The sequence below is a fragment of the Accumulibacter sp. genome (genome assembly GCF_016789985.1).
Lineage (GTDB): Bacteria > Pseudomonadota > Gammaproteobacteria > Burkholderiales > Rhodocyclaceae > Accumulibacter.
The window spans coordinates 1-15,793 of record NZ_JAEUOL010000235.1 but is presented as its reverse complement, the minus strand read 5'-3'; the positions used below and the strand labels follow the sequence as shown (position 1 = coordinate 15,793).

At 64.6% G+C, this 15,793-nt stretch carries 11 protein-coding genes and 2 pseudogenes; 3 read left to right on the top strand and 10 right to left on the bottom strand.

The genetic code is table 11. The annotated features are described in order from the left end of the window. Positions 1 to 2,277: pseudogene (locus tag JNK99_RS13425) on the bottom strand (hypothetical protein); the annotation flags it as partial. A 397-nt stretch (positions 2,278 to 2,674) separates the two neighbouring features. On the opposite strand from JNK99_RS13425, the pseudogene JNK99_RS13420 reads away from it, so the two are divergent. Beyond that, positions 2,675 to 3,854 (top strand): annotated as a pseudogene (locus JNK99_RS13420) (IS3 family transposase). Positions 3,855 to 3,890: 36 nt separating this feature from the next. Here the strand turns inward: JNK99_RS13420 and JNK99_RS13415 are convergent. The 3 genes from JNK99_RS13415 to JNK99_RS13405 are packed head-to-tail and all read right to left on the bottom strand — an operon-like array spanning position 3,891 to position 6,588. Then, positions 3,891 to 4,175: a hypothetical protein gene (locus tag JNK99_RS13415; RefSeq protein ID WP_291853932.1), complete on the bottom strand. Its 285-nt coding sequence runs from the start codon at positions 4,173 to 4,175 to the stop codon at positions 3,891 to 3,893. Then, on the bottom strand, positions 4,165 to 5,667 hold the full coding sequence (locus JNK99_RS13410; RefSeq protein ID WP_291853931.1) for an NAD(P)H-hydrate dehydratase: 1,503 nt from the start codon (positions 5,665 to 5,667) through the stop codon (positions 4,165 to 4,167). The genes JNK99_RS13415 and JNK99_RS13410 overlap by 11 nt, the downstream gene beginning before the upstream one ends. Positions 5,668 to 5,676: 9 nt before the next feature. Further along, positions 5,677 to 6,588, bottom strand: coding sequence for a histone deacetylase (locus JNK99_RS13405; RefSeq protein ID WP_291853930.1), 912 nt, complete (start codon positions 6,586 to 6,588; stop codon positions 5,677 to 5,679). Positions 6,589 to 6,784: 196 nt separating this feature from the next. Between JNK99_RS13405 and purL the strand changes: the two genes are divergently transcribed. Then, the gene (purL, locus tag JNK99_RS13400) at positions 6,785 to 10,804 is read left to right on the top strand and encodes a phosphoribosylformylglycinamidine synthase (protein ID WP_291853929.1); all 4,020 of its coding nucleotides are present in this window, start codon (positions 6,785 to 6,787) and stop codon (positions 10,802 to 10,804) included. A gap of 72 nt (positions 10,805 to 10,876) precedes the next feature. Here the strand turns inward: purL and JNK99_RS13395 are convergent, their stop codons facing one another. The 6 genes from JNK99_RS13395 to JNK99_RS13370 form a co-directional block, all read right to left on the bottom strand. Beyond that, positions 10,877 to 11,671, bottom strand: coding sequence for a peptidyl-prolyl cis-trans isomerase (locus tag JNK99_RS13395; protein ID WP_291853928.1), 795 nt, complete (start codon positions 11,669 to 11,671; stop codon positions 10,877 to 10,879). Positions 11,672 to 11,720: 49 nt separating this feature from the next. Further along, entirely contained in the window at positions 11,721 to 12,005 is a 285-nt protein-coding gene (locus JNK99_RS13390) for a BolA family protein (RefSeq protein ID WP_291853933.1), read from the bottom strand. Positions 12,006 to 12,049: 44 nt separating this feature from the next. Then, positions 12,050 to 12,352: a YciI family protein gene (locus JNK99_RS13385; protein WP_291853927.1), complete on the bottom strand. Its 303-nt coding sequence runs from the start codon at positions 12,350 to 12,352 to the stop codon at positions 12,050 to 12,052. Then, positions 12,352 to 12,885, bottom strand: coding sequence for a septation protein A (locus tag JNK99_RS13380; RefSeq protein ID WP_291853926.1), 534 nt, complete (start codon positions 12,883 to 12,885; stop codon positions 12,352 to 12,354). Before JNK99_RS13380 ends, JNK99_RS13385 begins: the two co-directional genes overlap by 1 nt. A gap of 134 nt (positions 12,886 to 13,019) precedes the next feature. Continuing rightward, entirely contained in the window at positions 13,020 to 13,967 is a 948-nt protein-coding gene (locus tag JNK99_RS13375) for a DUF2950 domain-containing protein (RefSeq protein ID WP_291853925.1), read from the bottom strand. A gap of 37 nt (positions 13,968 to 14,004) precedes the next feature. Beyond that, the gene (locus tag JNK99_RS13370) at positions 14,005 to 15,396 is read right to left on the bottom strand and encodes a DUF3300 domain-containing protein (RefSeq protein ID WP_291853924.1); all 1,392 of its coding nucleotides are present in this window, start codon (positions 15,394 to 15,396) and stop codon (positions 14,005 to 14,007) included. 213 nt (positions 15,397 to 15,609) lie between these two features. On the opposite strand from JNK99_RS13370, the gene JNK99_RS13365 reads away from it, so the two are divergent. Then, the coding region (locus tag JNK99_RS13365; protein WP_291853923.1) for a helix-turn-helix domain-containing protein at positions 15,610 to 15,793 on the top strand (184 nt) is incomplete at its 3' end.

Sequence of the window (15,793 nt, the reverse complement as noted above, 5' to 3'; positions counted from 1 at the left end):
CGTGTCGGTCAGGCTCGTCACCGTCAGCGGGTCGGTCGAGGCGTTGTTCGGGTCGGCGGTGATGGTGAACGTGTAGGTCACGTCCTCGCCACCCTCGGAGACCGTCGCCGGCGCGCTCTTGTCGATCGTCACGAACGGCGTAACGTTCTCGTACGTCACCGTCGCCGTGTCATACACACTGCCCGTCAGTCCTGTGTCATCGACCGCGGTCGCCGTCGCCTTATTCACCACTGAGTCGCCCACGTCACCCACGGGAAGCTGGACGTCTTGAACCACATAGGTCCAGATTTCGCCCGGCTCCAACCATCCGTCCCCATCGTCGCCTGTTAGTGTGCCGACCGCCAGCACATCGATATCGTCGCTGGTCGACACGGTGCCGCGATCGTCTACCAGTGAAGTGATGGTTACCGGATAGCCAATGCTGAGATCATTCTGGAGGACGTACTTGTAGTCTGCCTTTTGGTCACCTACTCCACCTTCGAGTATCGACTCGGTTTCTGCGAACGTGCCGTCTTCGTCGGCATCCACTGTCTTCTGGATGTTCACGTAGTCTTCCGGCGAGATTCTATGGTCGTTCGTAAAGGTTACCGTCCAGGCCTCGCCGCCCGCGACCGTGATCGTGGCTGTTCTTCCACCGAGGTTGACGGACGAAATGTCTCCCGAAGTACTGTCTTGCGCCCCGTTTTCTACCGCGGAGATGCTCGTCAGTGCCCAGCCGGTCACCGTACCCTCGCTGATGGTGTAGTCGCCATTCGCGAGATCAACGAAGAGCCGTTGATTCAGGAGCGAATTGTCCCCACCACTGACTCCTGCATCATCATCGAGATAAAAGGTGGTCGAGACGCCGGTCGCCACGTTGGTGAAGGTAAAAGAGAAGTCCCCGAGATCGTTCGGCAGGGCGTCCTTAACGATCGCGATGCGTCCCAATGGAGCGACCGCGCCAGCCGAGAGCGAGCGGTCCTGATTGCCGGAATTCACCGACGAGTCTCCAGAGTCCACAAAATCGAGAACACGCATGTGGTACGGAGATCCGCTGATATCTGATGCACTGTTACCGGTTCCCCAATCCGCCGAAGTCGCGATATGTCCACCCCACGCCAGAACGGCGTTATTGCCCGTGACTCCATCGCCATTGAAAGTGAAGATTGGTGCAAGGGAAGCCGTACTCGTGCCGCTGAAATTGCCAGTGTAGATATACGCTTCGGAAGCGTTAACAAAACCATCACCGTCGATGACAGTGTCGTCCCCGGTGGCTGGTTTAAGGTCCGTCCCGATCCGGACGATGCGGTCATCCGCCGTATTCCACGATCCGTCGGCTCCGACGAGATAAGCGATGTCGTCGGAGGTGCCGAAATTAGTGTCTGTACCCGGCTTCATCAGGCCGAGAAACGTCACCCCGCCCCAGGCCGTGAAATGACCGGCGATTTGAACGATGTCATCAGAGTTTCCGGCGATCCCGTCGTTGCCGGCAGCCACTCGAGGGTCGATGGGGATGTCGAGCGTAGTCGTCCCGTTTGACAACCCGGACACGCCGTTAGCCGGATCTGGCTGCGTTTCGGTGCGGGTTTGAGGGAAGCTGTAGTTGTAGGTCCCCAGATAATCGATCGCGTGGTCGTCAGCCGGGCCCGCATCTGCTTTGGTGGTGTCAAAATCGATAAAAGTCGTATAGACGTTGCCCTGAGTCAGACCCTCCATCCTCGCGCGGTAAGGGATAAACTCTCCTTCAGTGTAGTGCGACTGCTGCGGGTTGAGGTTCTGGTTGGTCCACTCGTCCGCGGCAGTTGAAGCGTCAGGAGCAGGGCCATCCTTCCACTGATCGAGGTCGATTGACGCCTTGTCGGTGAACGTTGTGGTGGCGCTCTGATCATCGGCAGTCCCGTAAACGCCGTCTTCGCCTGCCGTTCTTGCCGTCACTAGGAACGTTTCGTTCACCGAGTCATCCGTGCTGACATACCAGGAGGTCAAAACATTCCCGTCCACCGCTTGGTCAAGGTCGCCACTGATGACATCGTCAGGTGTTCCCGCCAGACCGTCGCTGCCCGCGCTGACCACCCACCAGTCTCCATCGGTCACATACCACGGGTCATGGCCGGTACCGCTTGCGTTCAGGGTATCGTCCAGGATGTCGTCCTCGGTACCGTACAGGCCGTCGGCGCCGGGGTTGAGGATGTGCCGGACCTGGAACTGCACTGTCGAGCCGGCGGTCACAGCTTGCATGTTGATGGAAGCGGTACTACCCGGAGGGTAGTCGAGTTTGTCGGTAGTGACGGTGGCCATGTGAGTCTCCTTAAAGACTGCATCAACAAAGGGTTGCAGCCGCCAGTTGGGCTGTGCCCATCCCCTTGCGGTTCAACGTCCGAACCGCAGTCTGGCGCTTGCCTGATTCTTCTCCAAGATCGCACGCAGCGGAATTCCGCCATTCGACCCAGTCAGTCTTATGTTTAGCAGTTGTTTCTCACCTGTAAATTACACCTATGGGTACCATGACTGAAACGGGACGCTTCTGACCCGCGCCATGTGTCTGGTATAAGGTGAGTTTCTCCTTGTTTGTGGCAACCTGTGCGCTGTGATTTTTTTTGCAGTTGCTTGCGCAGCTCCGGTCTCGATTCTGAGCTTCCCCCGAAATTTCGTCTTCCCAGGGTGACGTAAAATTCAGTCACTTTGGGAGCGAAAAATGAAGATACCGAAGCCGGCATTCACGCCGGAGTTCAGGGACCTGGCGGTAAAGCGGGTGAAGGCCGGAGAGACCACCGGGGCGGTTGCGAAGGAGTTGGGGCTGGTCGAGCAGACCTTGCGCAACTGGGTGAAGGCGGGGCGGTGAAAGGCAAGCTGAACGCCCCGGGCAGCCGGACGGTGACGCCGGAGGAAATGGAGTTGTCTCGGCTGCGGGTCGAGAACGCCCGGCTCAAGCGGGAGCTTGAAATCGTAAAAAAAGCGGCGGCGTACTTCGCGAGGGCTGTTCTGTGAAGTACGCCTGGATTGACGCGCAGCGGCGGGAGTTCGCCCTGTCTGAGCTGTGCGATGTATTGCAGGTGAGTACCAGCGGTTACCGTGCCGGGAAGAATGGCGGGGTACCTGAGCGCAAGCGTCTGACGAGCAAGCAGATGCTGGCGCTTATCCGGGCCATTCATGCCGAGCTCAAGGGCGCCTATGGCAGCCCGCGCATGGTGCGCGAGCTGCGGGCAAGGGGCTTCTCGGCGAGCAAGGACCGGGTGGAGCGGCTCATGCGCGAGAACGGGATTCATGCCCGCCACAAGCGCCGCTACAAGGTGACGACGGACTCCCGCCACGGTCTGCCCGTCGCCGAGAACCTGCTGGCCCGCAACTTCACGCCCACGGCGCCGAACCAGGTGTGGACGTCGGATATCACGTATTTGTGGACCGACGAAGGCTGGCTGTACCTGGCCATCGTACTGGACTTGTTCAACCGGGAAGTCGTCGGCTGGTCGCTCAAGCCGCGCATGACGGCGGATATCGTGACGGATGCCCTGACCATGGCGTGGTTCCGGCGCAGGCCGGCGGCGGGGCTGATGCACCACTCCGACCGGGGCAGCCAGTATGCCAGCCACGCCTTCCAGGACAAGCTCAAGGAATATGGCATGACCTGCTCCATGAGCAGGAAGGGCAACTGCTGGGATAACGCGCCAACCGAGAGTTGGGTCAACCGCTTCAAGAACGAGCGGGTGCCTGGCGTGCGGCATGGCAGCCATGCCGCCATGAAAGCCACCAGCTTTGAGTACATCGAGGTCTTCTACAACAGGAAGCGGCAGCATTCGAGCCTGGCCTATCTGTCGCCTGTGCAGTTCATCGCGCAGTGGCTCTGCAGTCAGAATCAGGAAAAACAGGTCGCATGAACCCCACCCTTTGGAAGACGAAAAACCGAGGGAAGCTCAGTTTCGGCCAGTGGCAGTTTTCAGTGCCAGTTGTCCGAGCAGGATGACGCCGTCCAGCGTCACTCCGCGCAAGCCCATCAGCCACGGGTGAGTGGTGATCAGCACGCGCCACCCGAGGCGTGGAGCAACGCTCGCCAGCATGATCAGCAGGTGCACCAGATAGCGCGCCCAGACCAGCAGCGGCACGGCCAGGAAAGCGCTCAGGTGTTTCGCCGTCGCATCCAGCGCGGAGAACAGGACACCGGAAACCGGCAGCGCCGCGTTGCCCGGCCTATCGGCCATGCGCGATCCAGCGGTTGAAGCCGGAGCGCGCGCTGTCGATGAGCTCACCGGCCGTCAGACCGATCGGGCCGCAACCGCCGGTCACCCGCTCGTCAGCCGCCGCGCCGTGCAGATGCACGGCGGCCAGCAAGGCTTCGAGGGCCGGCCAGCCCTGCGCCAGCAGGGCAACGATGAAACCGCTCAGAACGTCACCGGTGCCGGCCGTGCCCAGGCCGGGATTGCCCGTGGTATTGACGAACCAGCGGCCATCGGGCACGGCAACGATGCTGCCGCAACCCTTGAGCACGGTCGCCGCCTGATAGCGCCGGGCGATTTCCAGCGCTGCAGCCGGGCGATCGGCCTGCACGGTCGCCGTTTCGCAGCCGAGCAGGCGGGCCGCCTCGGTCGGATGCGGGGTGAGCAGCGTCGGGGCGCTGCGCGCCCGCAGCGCCTGTTGCAGAACCTGCTCACTGGCGAGCAGGTTCAATGCATCGGCATCGAGCAGCAAGGGCCGGTCGAGCGCGCAGCAACGCTCGAGCAGATCCCGCGCTTGAGCGCTGTTGCCCAGGCCGGGCCCACAGGCCAGCGCGCTGAGCGCAGCAGTCAGCAGCGCGTCCGGATGACGCAGCATCAGTTCGGGCTGCAGCGGATCGAGCGCCGGCGCCTGCGGGTCGAGCAGGCCCAGATAGACGCGACCGCTGCCCAGTCTGAGCGCGGCACGGCCGGCCAGGAACACCGCACCGACCATGCTCGGCGCGCCTCCCAGAATGCCGGCACTGCCGTTGCTGCCCTTGTGGCTGTTCCGGCTGCGCGGGCGCAGATGGTCGACCAGCAGGTCGCTGCCGATGCTTCGTGCGGTGGCCCTGGCCAGCCGCTCGGCGTCGAGGTCGAGGGCCGCCACCGTAACATGGCCGCAGTGGTCGGGACCATCGCCGGTATGCAGGCCGGGCTTGCCGGCGATGAAGGTTATCGTGTGGCTGGCGCGGATGGCGGCGCCGCACAAGCTGCCGGTGTCGGCATCGAGGCCGCTCGGACAATCGAGGGCCAGCAGTGGGCAACGGTCGCGGACGGCGAGTGCATTGGCCGTCAGCACCAGTTCGCCGTAGCGACCGCTGACCGGCCGTTGCAGACCGATACCGAACAGGCCGTCGACGATCAGTGCCCAGCGCTGCCCCGAAGGAATGCTCTCCAGCAGCGTGCCGCCGTCGTCCAGGAAGCGCTTGCAGGCGGCGGTGGCATCCTTGGGCAAGCGGCTGAACTCGCCGGCAAAAACCAGTTTGACGACAAAGCGGCGTTCGCGCAGATGGCGCGCGGCGACGAAGGCGTCGCCGCCGTTGTTGCCCGGCCCGGCGAGGATCAACAGTGTTGCGCCCTGCAGGCGACACAGCGAGGTCACCAGATCAGCGGCGGCCAGACCGGCCCGCTGCATCAGCGGCTGTTCGGCAGCGAGCGTCTCGATGCTGCGCAGCTCGGCAGCACGATAGAGGGGTTCGGATCGGATTCCTGTTTTCATGGTCGTCTCCTAAGCCGTGAGAGCAACGAAGAGGCGCCGGGCGGTGAGCACCGTCCGGCGATGAATGCTGACCGTATCGTCGATCCGACGCGCATAACCGCCAGCCATCGTGATGGCCACCGGAACCCGCCGGCGGCGACAGCTTTCGAGGACCAATGCGTCGCGTCTGGCCAGGCCGGCAAAACTCAGCGCCAGTCGGCCGAGACGGTCGTCATGGTAAGGATCGGCGCCCGCCAGATAGATCACCAGTTGCGGTCGCGCGCGCTCGAAAACCTCCTCCAGCGCCCGGGCGAGCTGCTGCAGGTAGGCCGCATCGCCGGTCCCGTCAGGCAGCTCGATGTCGAGGTCGCTGCTCGCCTTGACGAAGGGGAAGTTGCGGCTGGCGTGCAGCGAACAGGTGAAGATGCGCGCGTCGCCGGCACAGATGGTCGCCGTGCCGTTTCCCTGATGAACATCGCAATCGACCACCGCGACGCGCCGTAGCCGCGCCTCCGCGAGCAGTACGCGCGCCGCGATCGCGGCATCGTTGAAGACGCAGAAGCCCTCCCCCTCTGCCGCGTGCGCATGGTGCGTGCCACCGGCCAGGTTGATCGCACAGCCTTCGGCCAGGGCCGCCCGGCAGGCGGCGATCGTCGCCCCGGCCGAGCGTCGTGAACGTTCGACCATCGCCCCACTCCAGGGAAAGCCGATGCGCCGCAGTTCGCCGGCCGTCAGCTCGCCGCGCAGCACGCGCGCGACATAGCCAGGGTCGTGGGCGAGGCAGAGCTGGTCGATGCCGGCGGCGGGCGGGATGTGGAAGTCGTCGTCGGGAAACTCGCCGGAAAGACGCAGGCAGGCGCGCAGGCGGGCGTACTTCTCCATCGGGAAGCGATGACCGACCGGCAACGGCAGGACAAAAACGTCGGTATAAAAGAGTTTCACATTGGACGCTTGGCAGACCTCGGCCCGATTCTAGCCCAGCCGCACGGCCACCGGAAAACTCCGCGCCCTGGAGCAGCCGCTCATGTTGACTCGCCGGCCTGCGCAGCGGCATGCTGCGGCGCGGCAAGCACGACGGGTCGGCTATAATCCGGGCTTCCCTCAACGCAGCTCCACCTGCTTTCTTGACCAGCCCACCATGGCCGACCTCCTGTTTCTTCGCGGCGCTCCCGCCTTCTCGTCCTTCCGCCGGCAAGGCCTGCAGCAACGCCTGACCTTCGCCGTACCCGGCGCGCAGATCGTCAGCGCCGACTACTGGCACTTCGTTGCGACCCGACAGCCACTGCCCGCAGCCGAACGCAGACAGCTCGCCGTCCTGCTGGAGGAACGCCCGGCCGCCGGCGAACCGGCCGGAGAGCTCTTCCTCGTCACGCCACGCATCGGAACCATCTCTCCCTGGTCATCAAAGGCCACCGAAATCGCGCTGAACAGCGGTCTGCCGACGGTGGAGCGCATCGAACGCGGCATCGCCTATCGGCTGACCGGCGGGCAGCACCAGCGCGCGCCGGCCGATCGGGCAGGCATCGCCGCGCTGCTGCACGACCGCATGCTGGAGAGCGTGCTCGACGACTTCGCGCAGACTGGCGAGCTGTTCCGGCACTTTGCGCCACAGCCGCTACGCAGTGTCGATCTGCTGACCGGCGGACGCAGCGCACTGGTCGAAGCCAACCGGCTGCTCGGGCTGGCCTTGTCGGACGACGAGGTGGATTACCTGGTCGATCTCTTCGTGGGAGCGCAGCGCAACCCGACCGACGTCGAGCTGATGATGTTCGCGCAGGCCAACTCGGAGCACTGCCGGCACAAGATCTTCAACGCTGCCTGGACGATCGACGGGCAGCCACGCGATGAAACGCTGTTCGGCATGATCCGCGAAACGCACCAGGCCCACCCGGCGGGAACCGTCGTCGCCTATGCCGACAATTCTTCGGTCATCGAGGGCGCCAGCATACGGCGCTTCCATGCCGGTGCCGACGGCAGTTACGGCTACCGGGAAGAGCGCACGCACATCCTGGCCAAGGTCGAAACGCACAACCATCCGACGGCGATCTCGCCCTTCCCGGGCGCCGCGACCGGCTCCGGTGGCGAGATTCGCGACGAAGGTGCCACCGGCCGCGGCGCCAAACCGAAGGCCGGGCTGTGCGGTTTCTCGGTCTCGAATCTCAACATCCCCGATTTTGCGCAACCCTGGGAACAGCCGACCGCCACCTACGGCCGTCCGACGCGCATTGCATCGCCGCTGGCGATCATGCTCGAAGGGCCGGTCGGCGCGGCGGCCTTCAACAACGAGTTCGGCCGTCCGAACCTGGCGGGGTATTTCCGCAGCTACGAACAACTGACCGGCACTGGCGATACGCAACTGGTGCGCGGCTATCACAAACCGATCATGATCGCCGGCGGCATCGGCAACATTGCCGCCGACCAATCCTTCAAGGCGTGCACGTTGCCCCCCGGCACGCTGCTCGTGCAACTCGGTGGTCCAGGAATGCTGATCGGCCTCGGTGGCGGCGCCGCCAGCTCGATGACCACCGGCAGCAACGACGAGGACCTCGACTTCGCCTCGGTACAACGCGGCAACCCGGAAATCCAGCGACGCGCCCAGGAGGTGATCGACCGCTGCTGGCAGATGGGTGCGCCACTTGGTGACGGCGCGACAGCGGGCGACGGCAATCCGATTCTCTCGCTGCATGACGTCGGCGCCGGCGGCATTTCGAACGCCCTGCCCGAACTGGCGCACGGCGCCGGCAGCGGCGCACGCTTCGAGTTGCGCGCCGTGCACATCGAGGAACCCGGCATGTCGCCGGCCGAGATCTGGTGCAACGAAGCGCAGGAGCGCTACGTGCTGGCGCTCGCGCCCGGCCGACTCGCCGAATTCTCGGCCATCTGCGAGCGCGAGCGCTGCCCCTTCGCCGTGGTCGGCAGCACCACGGCCGAGCATCGACTGGTGGTGGCGGACAGCCATTTCGCCAGCCAGCCGGTGGACATGGATATGGCCGCCCTGTTCGGCAAGCCGCCCCGCATGGCGCGTGAAGCCACCCATCTGCCACCGCAAGTGGTCACTTTCGATGCGACCGCGGTGGAACTCAAGGACGCCGCCTATCGCGTCCTGCGCCTGCCGGCCGTGGCCGACAAGACCTTTCTGATCAGCATCGGCGACCGCAGCGTCGGCGGCCTGAGTGCGCGCGACCAGATGGTCGGCCCGTGGCAGGTGCCCTGCGCCGATGTCGCCGTGACCCTGATGTCCTTTGACGGCTATCTCGGCGAGGCCTTCGCGATCGGCGAAAGGACACCGCTGGCGGTGATCGACGCCGCCGCCTCGGGCCGTATGGCGATCGGCGAAGCCTTGACCAACATCGCAGCCGCCGACGTTGCCCGCCTGGCCTGCGTCAAGCTGTCTGCCAACTGGATGGCCGCCGCCGGCTTTCCGGGCGAGGATGCCCGATTGTTCGATACGGTGCGCGCGGTCGCCGACCTCTGTCGGAGTATCGGCGTGTCGATCCCGGTCGGCAAGGATTCGCTGTCCATGCGCACGGCCTGGCACGAAGACGGCGACGGCCAGGGCTGGCGACAGAAACAGGTGGTCTCGCCGCTGTCGCTGGTCATAACCAGCTTTGCGCCGGTGCGCGATGCTCGCCGCACGCTGACGCCGCAACTGGTGCTCGACGCCGGCGAGACCGACCTGCTGCTGATCGACCTGGGACGTGGTCGCAATCGCCTCGGCGGATCGGCGCTGGCCCAGGTTCATGCGGCCACCGGCAACGACGCCCCGGATGTCGATGATCCCGCACTGCTCGCCGCTTTCTTCGGCGCCGTGCGGCAGCTCGCCGCCAACCGCCTGCTGCTGGCCTACCACGACCGCGCCGATGGCGGGCTGTTCGCCACCGTCTGCGAAATGGCTTTTGCTGCCCGTTGTGGCGTTTCGATCGACACCGACGGGCTGTGCTACGACCCGCTGAGCAACGATGTGGACGGCAACGAGAAGCGGCCCGATCTGCTCGGCGGCCGTTCGTTCGAGATGCTGATGCGCGCCCTTTTCTGCGAGGAACTCGGCGCCGTGCTGCAGATTCGCCGCGCCGACCGCAGCCGCGTGATGACCGTCCTGCGCGCGGCCGGACTCGGTGCCTGCAGCCAGTTCATCGGCGCCCCCAACCCGTGGGACCAGATCCGCATCATTCGTAACGCCAAGGCAGTGCTCGACGAGAAGCGGGGCGACCTGCAACGCGCCTGGTCGGAAACCAGTTTCCACATGCAAAGGCTGCGCGACAACCCGGAATGCGCGCAGCAGGAGTACGACCGCATCCTCGACACGTCGGACAAGGGCCTGTCGTTCAGCCTGAGCTTCGATCCGGCCGAAGATGTCGCGGCACCCTTCATCAGCCGCGGAGCGCGACCACGCATGGCGATCCTGCGCGAACAGGGCGTAAATGGGCAGGTCGAAATGGCTGCGGCGTTCGATCGCGCCGGCTTTGCGGCCATCGACGTGCACATGAGCGACCTCCTCGCCGGCCGGGTGAACCTCGCCGACTTCAAAGGGGTGGTCGCCTGTGGCGGTTTTTCCTACGGCGACGTCCTCGGGGCGGGCCAGGGCTGGGCGAAGACCATTCTCTTCAACCAACGCGCCAGCGAGAGCTTTGCCGCTTTCTTCGCCCGCCCCGACACCTTTGCGCTCGGTGTCTGCAACGGCTGCCAGATGCTGAGCGCGCTCAAGGACATGATCCCGGGGGCCGCCGCCTGGCCGCGTTTCGAAAGGAATCGCGTCGAGCAGTTCGAAGCACGTTTTTCAATGGTCGAGCTGCCCGAGTCGCCCGCCATCCTGTTCGCCGGCATGGCGGGCAGTCGCCTGCCGGTGGTCGTTTCGCACGGCGAAGGGCGGGCCGTTTTTGCCAGCACCGAACAGCAGGCAGGCGCTCTGGTGACGATGCGCTACCTGGATCACGCCGGCCAGCCGACCGAGGTCTACCCGTACAACCCGAATGGCTCGCCGGCCGGCGTGACCGGTCTGACGACTCCCGATGGTCGTTTCTCGATCATGATGCCGCACCCGGAACGAGTCTTCCGCAGCGTGCAGATGTCCTGGCACCCCGACGACTGGGAGGCGCGTGGCTGGCACGACTCGCCCTGGCTGCGGATGTTCCGCAACGCCAGGCGCTGGGTCGGCTAGAAACTGGCCCGCAACGACGAAAAAACGCCGGATGACCGGCGTTTTTTCTGATGCCCGGGCTGGCGATGGCGATTACTGGACCTTCGCCTTGGCGCGCAGTTCGCCGATGTATTTCTGCAGTTGCTCCTGCTGCAGGCGCTGCGCCAGTTGCGGCTTGATCTGATCGAAGGTCGGCGGGGTCAAGGGGCGGCTGTCCTCCAGCAGGATCACGTGGTAGCCAAAATCGGTCTTCACCGGAGCTTCGGTATACTTGCCCTTGGCCAGCCCGGAAACTGCGTCGCCAAACGGCTTGACGTAACCGGCCGTGCTGCTCCAGCCCAGATCGCCCCCCTTGTCGCGCGAGCCCGGATCCTTCGATTGCTTGGCCAGTTCGTCGAACTTGGCGCCCTTCTTGAGGCTGGCGATGACTCCCTTGGCATCCTCCTCCTTTTCCACCAGGATGTGGCGCACCTTGTACTCGGTGTTGCCCATCTGACTCTTCATCCGGTCGTAGGCCGCCTTGAGCTGCTCATCGCTGACCGGATTCTTCTTGAGATAATCCTGGACGAAGGCACGGATGAAGATCGCCTGCCGTGCGAGGTCGGCCTGCGCTGCCACCTCGGGCTTCTTGTCGAGGTTGAGCTTCCTGGCTTCCTGCACCAGCAGTTCGCGGCGAATCAGCTCCTCACGCACGGCATTCTTGAGCTCGGGACTGTCGGGCGCACCCTGGGCCTGCTGCTCGGCAATGAAGGCGTTGGCCAGACTCTGCGGAATGGCGACCCCGTTAACGGTGGCGACCGCCCCGCCGGAAGCCTTCTGAGCAACCGCCGGAAGCGAGATGAACGCGCCGAGCAGCAACGCGCCGGCCAGTTTGGTGAGCTTGTGCATGAATGAATGTCCTTCTGTTGGGGTTGGTTGGGGGGTAGATCTTGTGGGATCAGGAAGCGAGCGAAACGGTCGGGGAAAATTCCCCGGGACTCAGTTCCCCGGGACTCAGCGCCTCGATGCTCAGCGCATGAATCCGGCCGCACAGCAGGTCGCCAAGCGCGGCATGAACCAGGCGGTGACGGCCCAGCCGTGTCTGCCCGGCAAAAGCCTGCGCCACGATCAGCAGGCGGTAATGTCGGCCACCGTCGCGGGCGCCGGCGTGACCGGCGTGTTTCGCCGAATCGTCGATCAGTTCGAGACGGATCGGCGCCAGGGAGGCGAGTCGCTGGCCGATGACTGCGCCAAGGTCGACAGGTTCGGCGCCGGCCGGCGTGTCACTCACGCCGGCAACACCTTCTTGAACGGTTTGACGCTGACCGTGGCGTAGACGCCAGCCGCGACGTAAGGGTCGGCATCGGCCCAGTCCCTGGCGGCATCAAGCGAAGCGAACTCGGCGACGATCAGGCTGCCCGAGAAGCCGGCCGGTCCGGGATCAGGCGAATCGATCGCCGGACAAGGACCGGCCAGCAACAGACGGCCCTCCTCCTGCAGCACCCTGAGACGCTCGAGATGAGCCGGCCGGGCCGCCAGGCGATCGGCCAGCGAACCCGCGCGGTCCTCGCCCAAGATGGCGTAGAACATCAGTGTTTCTCCTCGATGTACTTCGACAGGAGCAGCCCCTGGCCGAGGACGAAGAGGAGCATCAGCCCGATACCGCCAAACAGCTTGAAGTTGACCCAGTCGTCGGTCGAAAAATTGAACGCCACGAACAGGTTGGCGATCCCCATGAAAACGAAGAAGCCGATCCACGACCAGTTGAGCCTGGCCCAGGCGACGTCCGGCAGCTCCATCTGCTCGGCCAGCAGCACCCGCATCAGGTTCTTCTTCATGAACAGCGTGCCGCCGAGCAACGCCGCGGCGAACGCCCAGTAGAGTACGGTCGGTTTCCATTTGATGAAATTCTCGTCCTGCAGGGCCAGGGTCATGCCGCCGAAAACGGTGATGATCACCAGACTGACCCAGAGCATGGTGTCGATCTTGCGGCCCTTGAACCACAGCCAGCCGATCTGCGCGAAAGTCGCGGCGATCGCCACCGTGGTCGCCGACATGATGCCATCGAGCTTGTAGGCGATGAAAAAGAGAATGACGGGAAACAGGTCGAAGAGGAACTTCATGACAAGCGGCCAAGACGGATCGCGGGATTATGGCCGATTTGACCGATCCCTGTCCACGCTCTGTTTCTTCCGGGCTGCCGCGTACCGGGCTTGGCTGGCGGACGGTGAGCAACGCCCGCCAGCGCACGATGCCCTTAGTCGACTTTCTTCCAGCTCGCGTCCGGGTTGTAACTGCGCATCCTCACCGCCACGGCCTCGGTATTGCGGCCCAGATTCTTCTGGTAAACCGTTCCGTCGTGGTTGACCATGAAAGTCATGATGCCCGAGGCCCCATACCTGGCGGGATAGGCAAGCACCGCAAACCCGCCGATCATCCGGTCGTTGACCAGATAGCCATAGGCCCCTCCGGCCGCATCCCGGCCCTGCTCGGTGAGCATCCTGTAACGATAACCGTGATAGGCAACCGGCTGGCCCCCTTCGGTTTTCCGGGCATAGCCTTCGCGAGTCGCTGCGGCGAGCAGTGGCCCGAGGGGGCTCGGCGACTGATCCGCCGCGACTGGCCAGAAAAGTCCGTCGCGCGTTCCCTCGCTCGAGATGAAGCGCCGCGCGTAGTCGTTCGAGCCATTCCCGTCGAGATCACCGGTCGCGTACTCGCGCTGCGCGTCGACAATCGCCAGCAGGGTCTGGATGGTGTCGAGTTCATTTCGACCGATGCGCCGGTTGAGAATTTCCGTTCCTCCGGCAGCCGAGTCGAAAGCCCAGCGCTCACCCTTGCGCAGCAGAGGCGCCGGGAAAGGCCAGTCGTCGTCGCCCACCAAAAGGACCGCCTGCCCGTTCGACACCTGGCTGATGCTGTGCTTGCGGTCATAGGCAAGCACGAATTTTTCCCAGTCGTGATGATCCGCAACGGCATCACCACTCGTCAGCCAGTTGCGTGCCTGCGGTCCGAGCACCGCCAGCAGGGCATTCAGATCCTGCGCGCGCAATGCCTCCGCCAGTGCCTTGGCCGCATCCCCGGGCGTCGCATAACCCTGCTGAACGACGCCACGTACTGCCGTCGGCGGTTGCGCCAGGCTGACCGGCACCGCCACTGCCATCAACAGCGCGACGGCAAGTGTCTTGATCGTGTGCTTCAGATTCATCGTCTTCTTCTCCGCAGAAAGTGGGGAACGGTACGACTCAGCGACCACGGCCGCCACCGCCGCCTCGACCACCGCCACCACCCTGGAAACCGCCACCACCACGGTTCCCGCCTCCGCCGCCGAAACTGGCCCCGCCGCCTCGACCACCCGCATCGGCACGGCTGAAATTACCGCGCTCGCTGGCCTGACGCGTCGAAGCACCATTGCCGACGCCGGCGAACCCGCCGGCATGGTCGCGCGAACCGGCTGCACGGTTCTGCGCGCCACCATCGAAGCGGTTGCCCCCGGCCGGCTGCGCCGCAGCGCCGTCGCCGCGTCCGCCGGCCGGCAGGGTCGCGGCGCGATCGCCGCCCGCGCCGCGACGATCGCCGAAATCGCCGCGCTCCCCCGGGCGCCCGCCATCACCACGCCCGGCCAATCCCCCGCCCGTGCGATCAGCATCCCGGACGCGATCGTTCAACTGGCCGCGATCCATGTCCTTGAGCTCCGAACGTCCGGCATCGGCCCGGCCACGGAAATTTTCCCGCGCCTGGGCGGCCTGCGCGTTGCCCCCACGGTTGTACTGACGGGCCACGTTCTGGTCCCGGTAGGCCACGCCGCGGCGGTGGTCGACGTTGTGCGACCAGCGGTTGCTGCTGATATTGGTGCGGTTGAACGAGTTGTAGCGATTGACATTGATATCGACGTTACTGCGACCCCACCCGCCCCAACTGCAGGCACCCCAGATCGCTGCACCGACGAAAATCCCGGTTGCGAAGGCAAGCCCCGGTGGATAGACGTAGGCTGGCGGGTACACGTAGTACGGTGGAGTCGGATACCACCAGTTGCCGTACACCACGGTCGGATTATAGGTGGGCACATACACCACTTCCGGCTTCGGCGACTCGACGACGTAGATCTTCTGGCTGCCCTGCGTTTCCGTCCGCACCACCTGCTGTTCGGTGGTCTTCAGGTTGCCCGCCGCGTCCGCCCGCGCACGCAGGCCCTGGACGGTATCCATGACGTCCTGCTGCTGAGCCAGGAAAGCATCGCCCAGCTTCTGCATCCAGTCGAGGTTCTCGCTCATCTGCTGCAGTACCTGTGGCACTGCGGTCAAGGCCTTGACCGCCGGGTCCCAGGACTGTTTGCCCATCGCCGTCTCGAGCGCCGCGCCGCCAACCTTGGGATTGGCCTTGGCCCAGCGCGCCGCTTCGACCACCTCCAGTGGATAGGTGGACGCCATCAGGACCTGGGCCAGCAGCGCATCCGGATAGAGGGCGATCGGCGCCAGGAGACGATCAAGCTCCTGCTGCGAGAAGGTCTTCGCCGTCGGGCTCGCCACGCCGGCACCTGGCGCCCCGGGCGCCGGGGCCTGCTGCGCCAGGGTTGGCGAGCAGGCAAAAATAAGTGCCGTTACCAGCGCACAGGACCTGGAAGATGTTGTGTTCATCGAGCATCCCCACACACGGAAGAAAGGATTCACCAACGCCCAGCCTGGCAGCAAGCGAACTTCCATTGCACGCATCCGGGCGGAAGCCATCAGATCGGAAGCATAGGCGCTGAGCAACCCGTCTGGCAAGCGGATTGTGGTCCGCCTGTTAGACCCAAGCGGTAATGTCCGGTCTGTGCCAAGCAGTAATGTCCGCTTCAGGAGGAAGCGGAGATGGCGCAGATGGAGATCGGGTTGAACGAACGGGAACTGAAATGGCATGGGGTGCTGGAGCGGCTAAAATCTGGTGGGTTGAGCCAGGTTGCAGCGGCCGGGGAATTGGGGCTGTCGGTCCGGCAGGTCAGACGCCTGCAGCGCCGCTTGGAGATGGCGGGCGCGGCCGGGCTGCGCTCGGCCC

Bases quoted from the DNA above. Each gene is read 5' to 3' on its own strand.
- JNK99_RS13380 (WP_291853926.1), bottom strand. From the start codon at position 12,885: ATGAAGTTCCTCTTCGACCTGTTTCCCGTCATTCTCTTTTTCATCGCC.
- JNK99_RS13395 (WP_291853928.1), bottom strand. From the start codon at position 11,671: ATGCACAAGCTCACCAAACTGGCCGGCGCGTTGCTGCTCGGCGCGTTC.
- JNK99_RS13375 (WP_291853925.1), bottom strand. From the start codon at position 13,967: ATGAATCTGAAGCACACGATCAAGACACTTGCCGTCGCGCTGTTGATG.
- JNK99_RS13370 (WP_291853924.1), bottom strand. From the start codon at position 15,396: ATGAACACAACATCTTCCAGGTCCTGTGCGCTGGTAACGGCACTTATT.
- JNK99_RS13385 (WP_291853927.1), bottom strand. From the start codon at position 12,352: ATGTTCTACGCCATCTTGGGCGAGGACCGCGCGGGTTCGCTGGCCGAT.
- JNK99_RS13410 (WP_291853931.1), bottom strand. From the start codon at position 5,667: ATGAAAACAGGAATCCGATCCGAACCCCTCTATCGTGCTGCCGAGCTG.
- purL (WP_291853929.1), top strand. From the start codon at position 6,785: ATGGCCGACCTCCTGTTTCTTCGCGGCGCTCCCGCCTTCTCGTCCTTC.
- JNK99_RS13415 (WP_291853932.1), bottom strand. From the start codon at position 4,175: ATGGCCGATAGGCCGGGCAACGCGGCGCTGCCGGTTTCCGGTGTCCTG.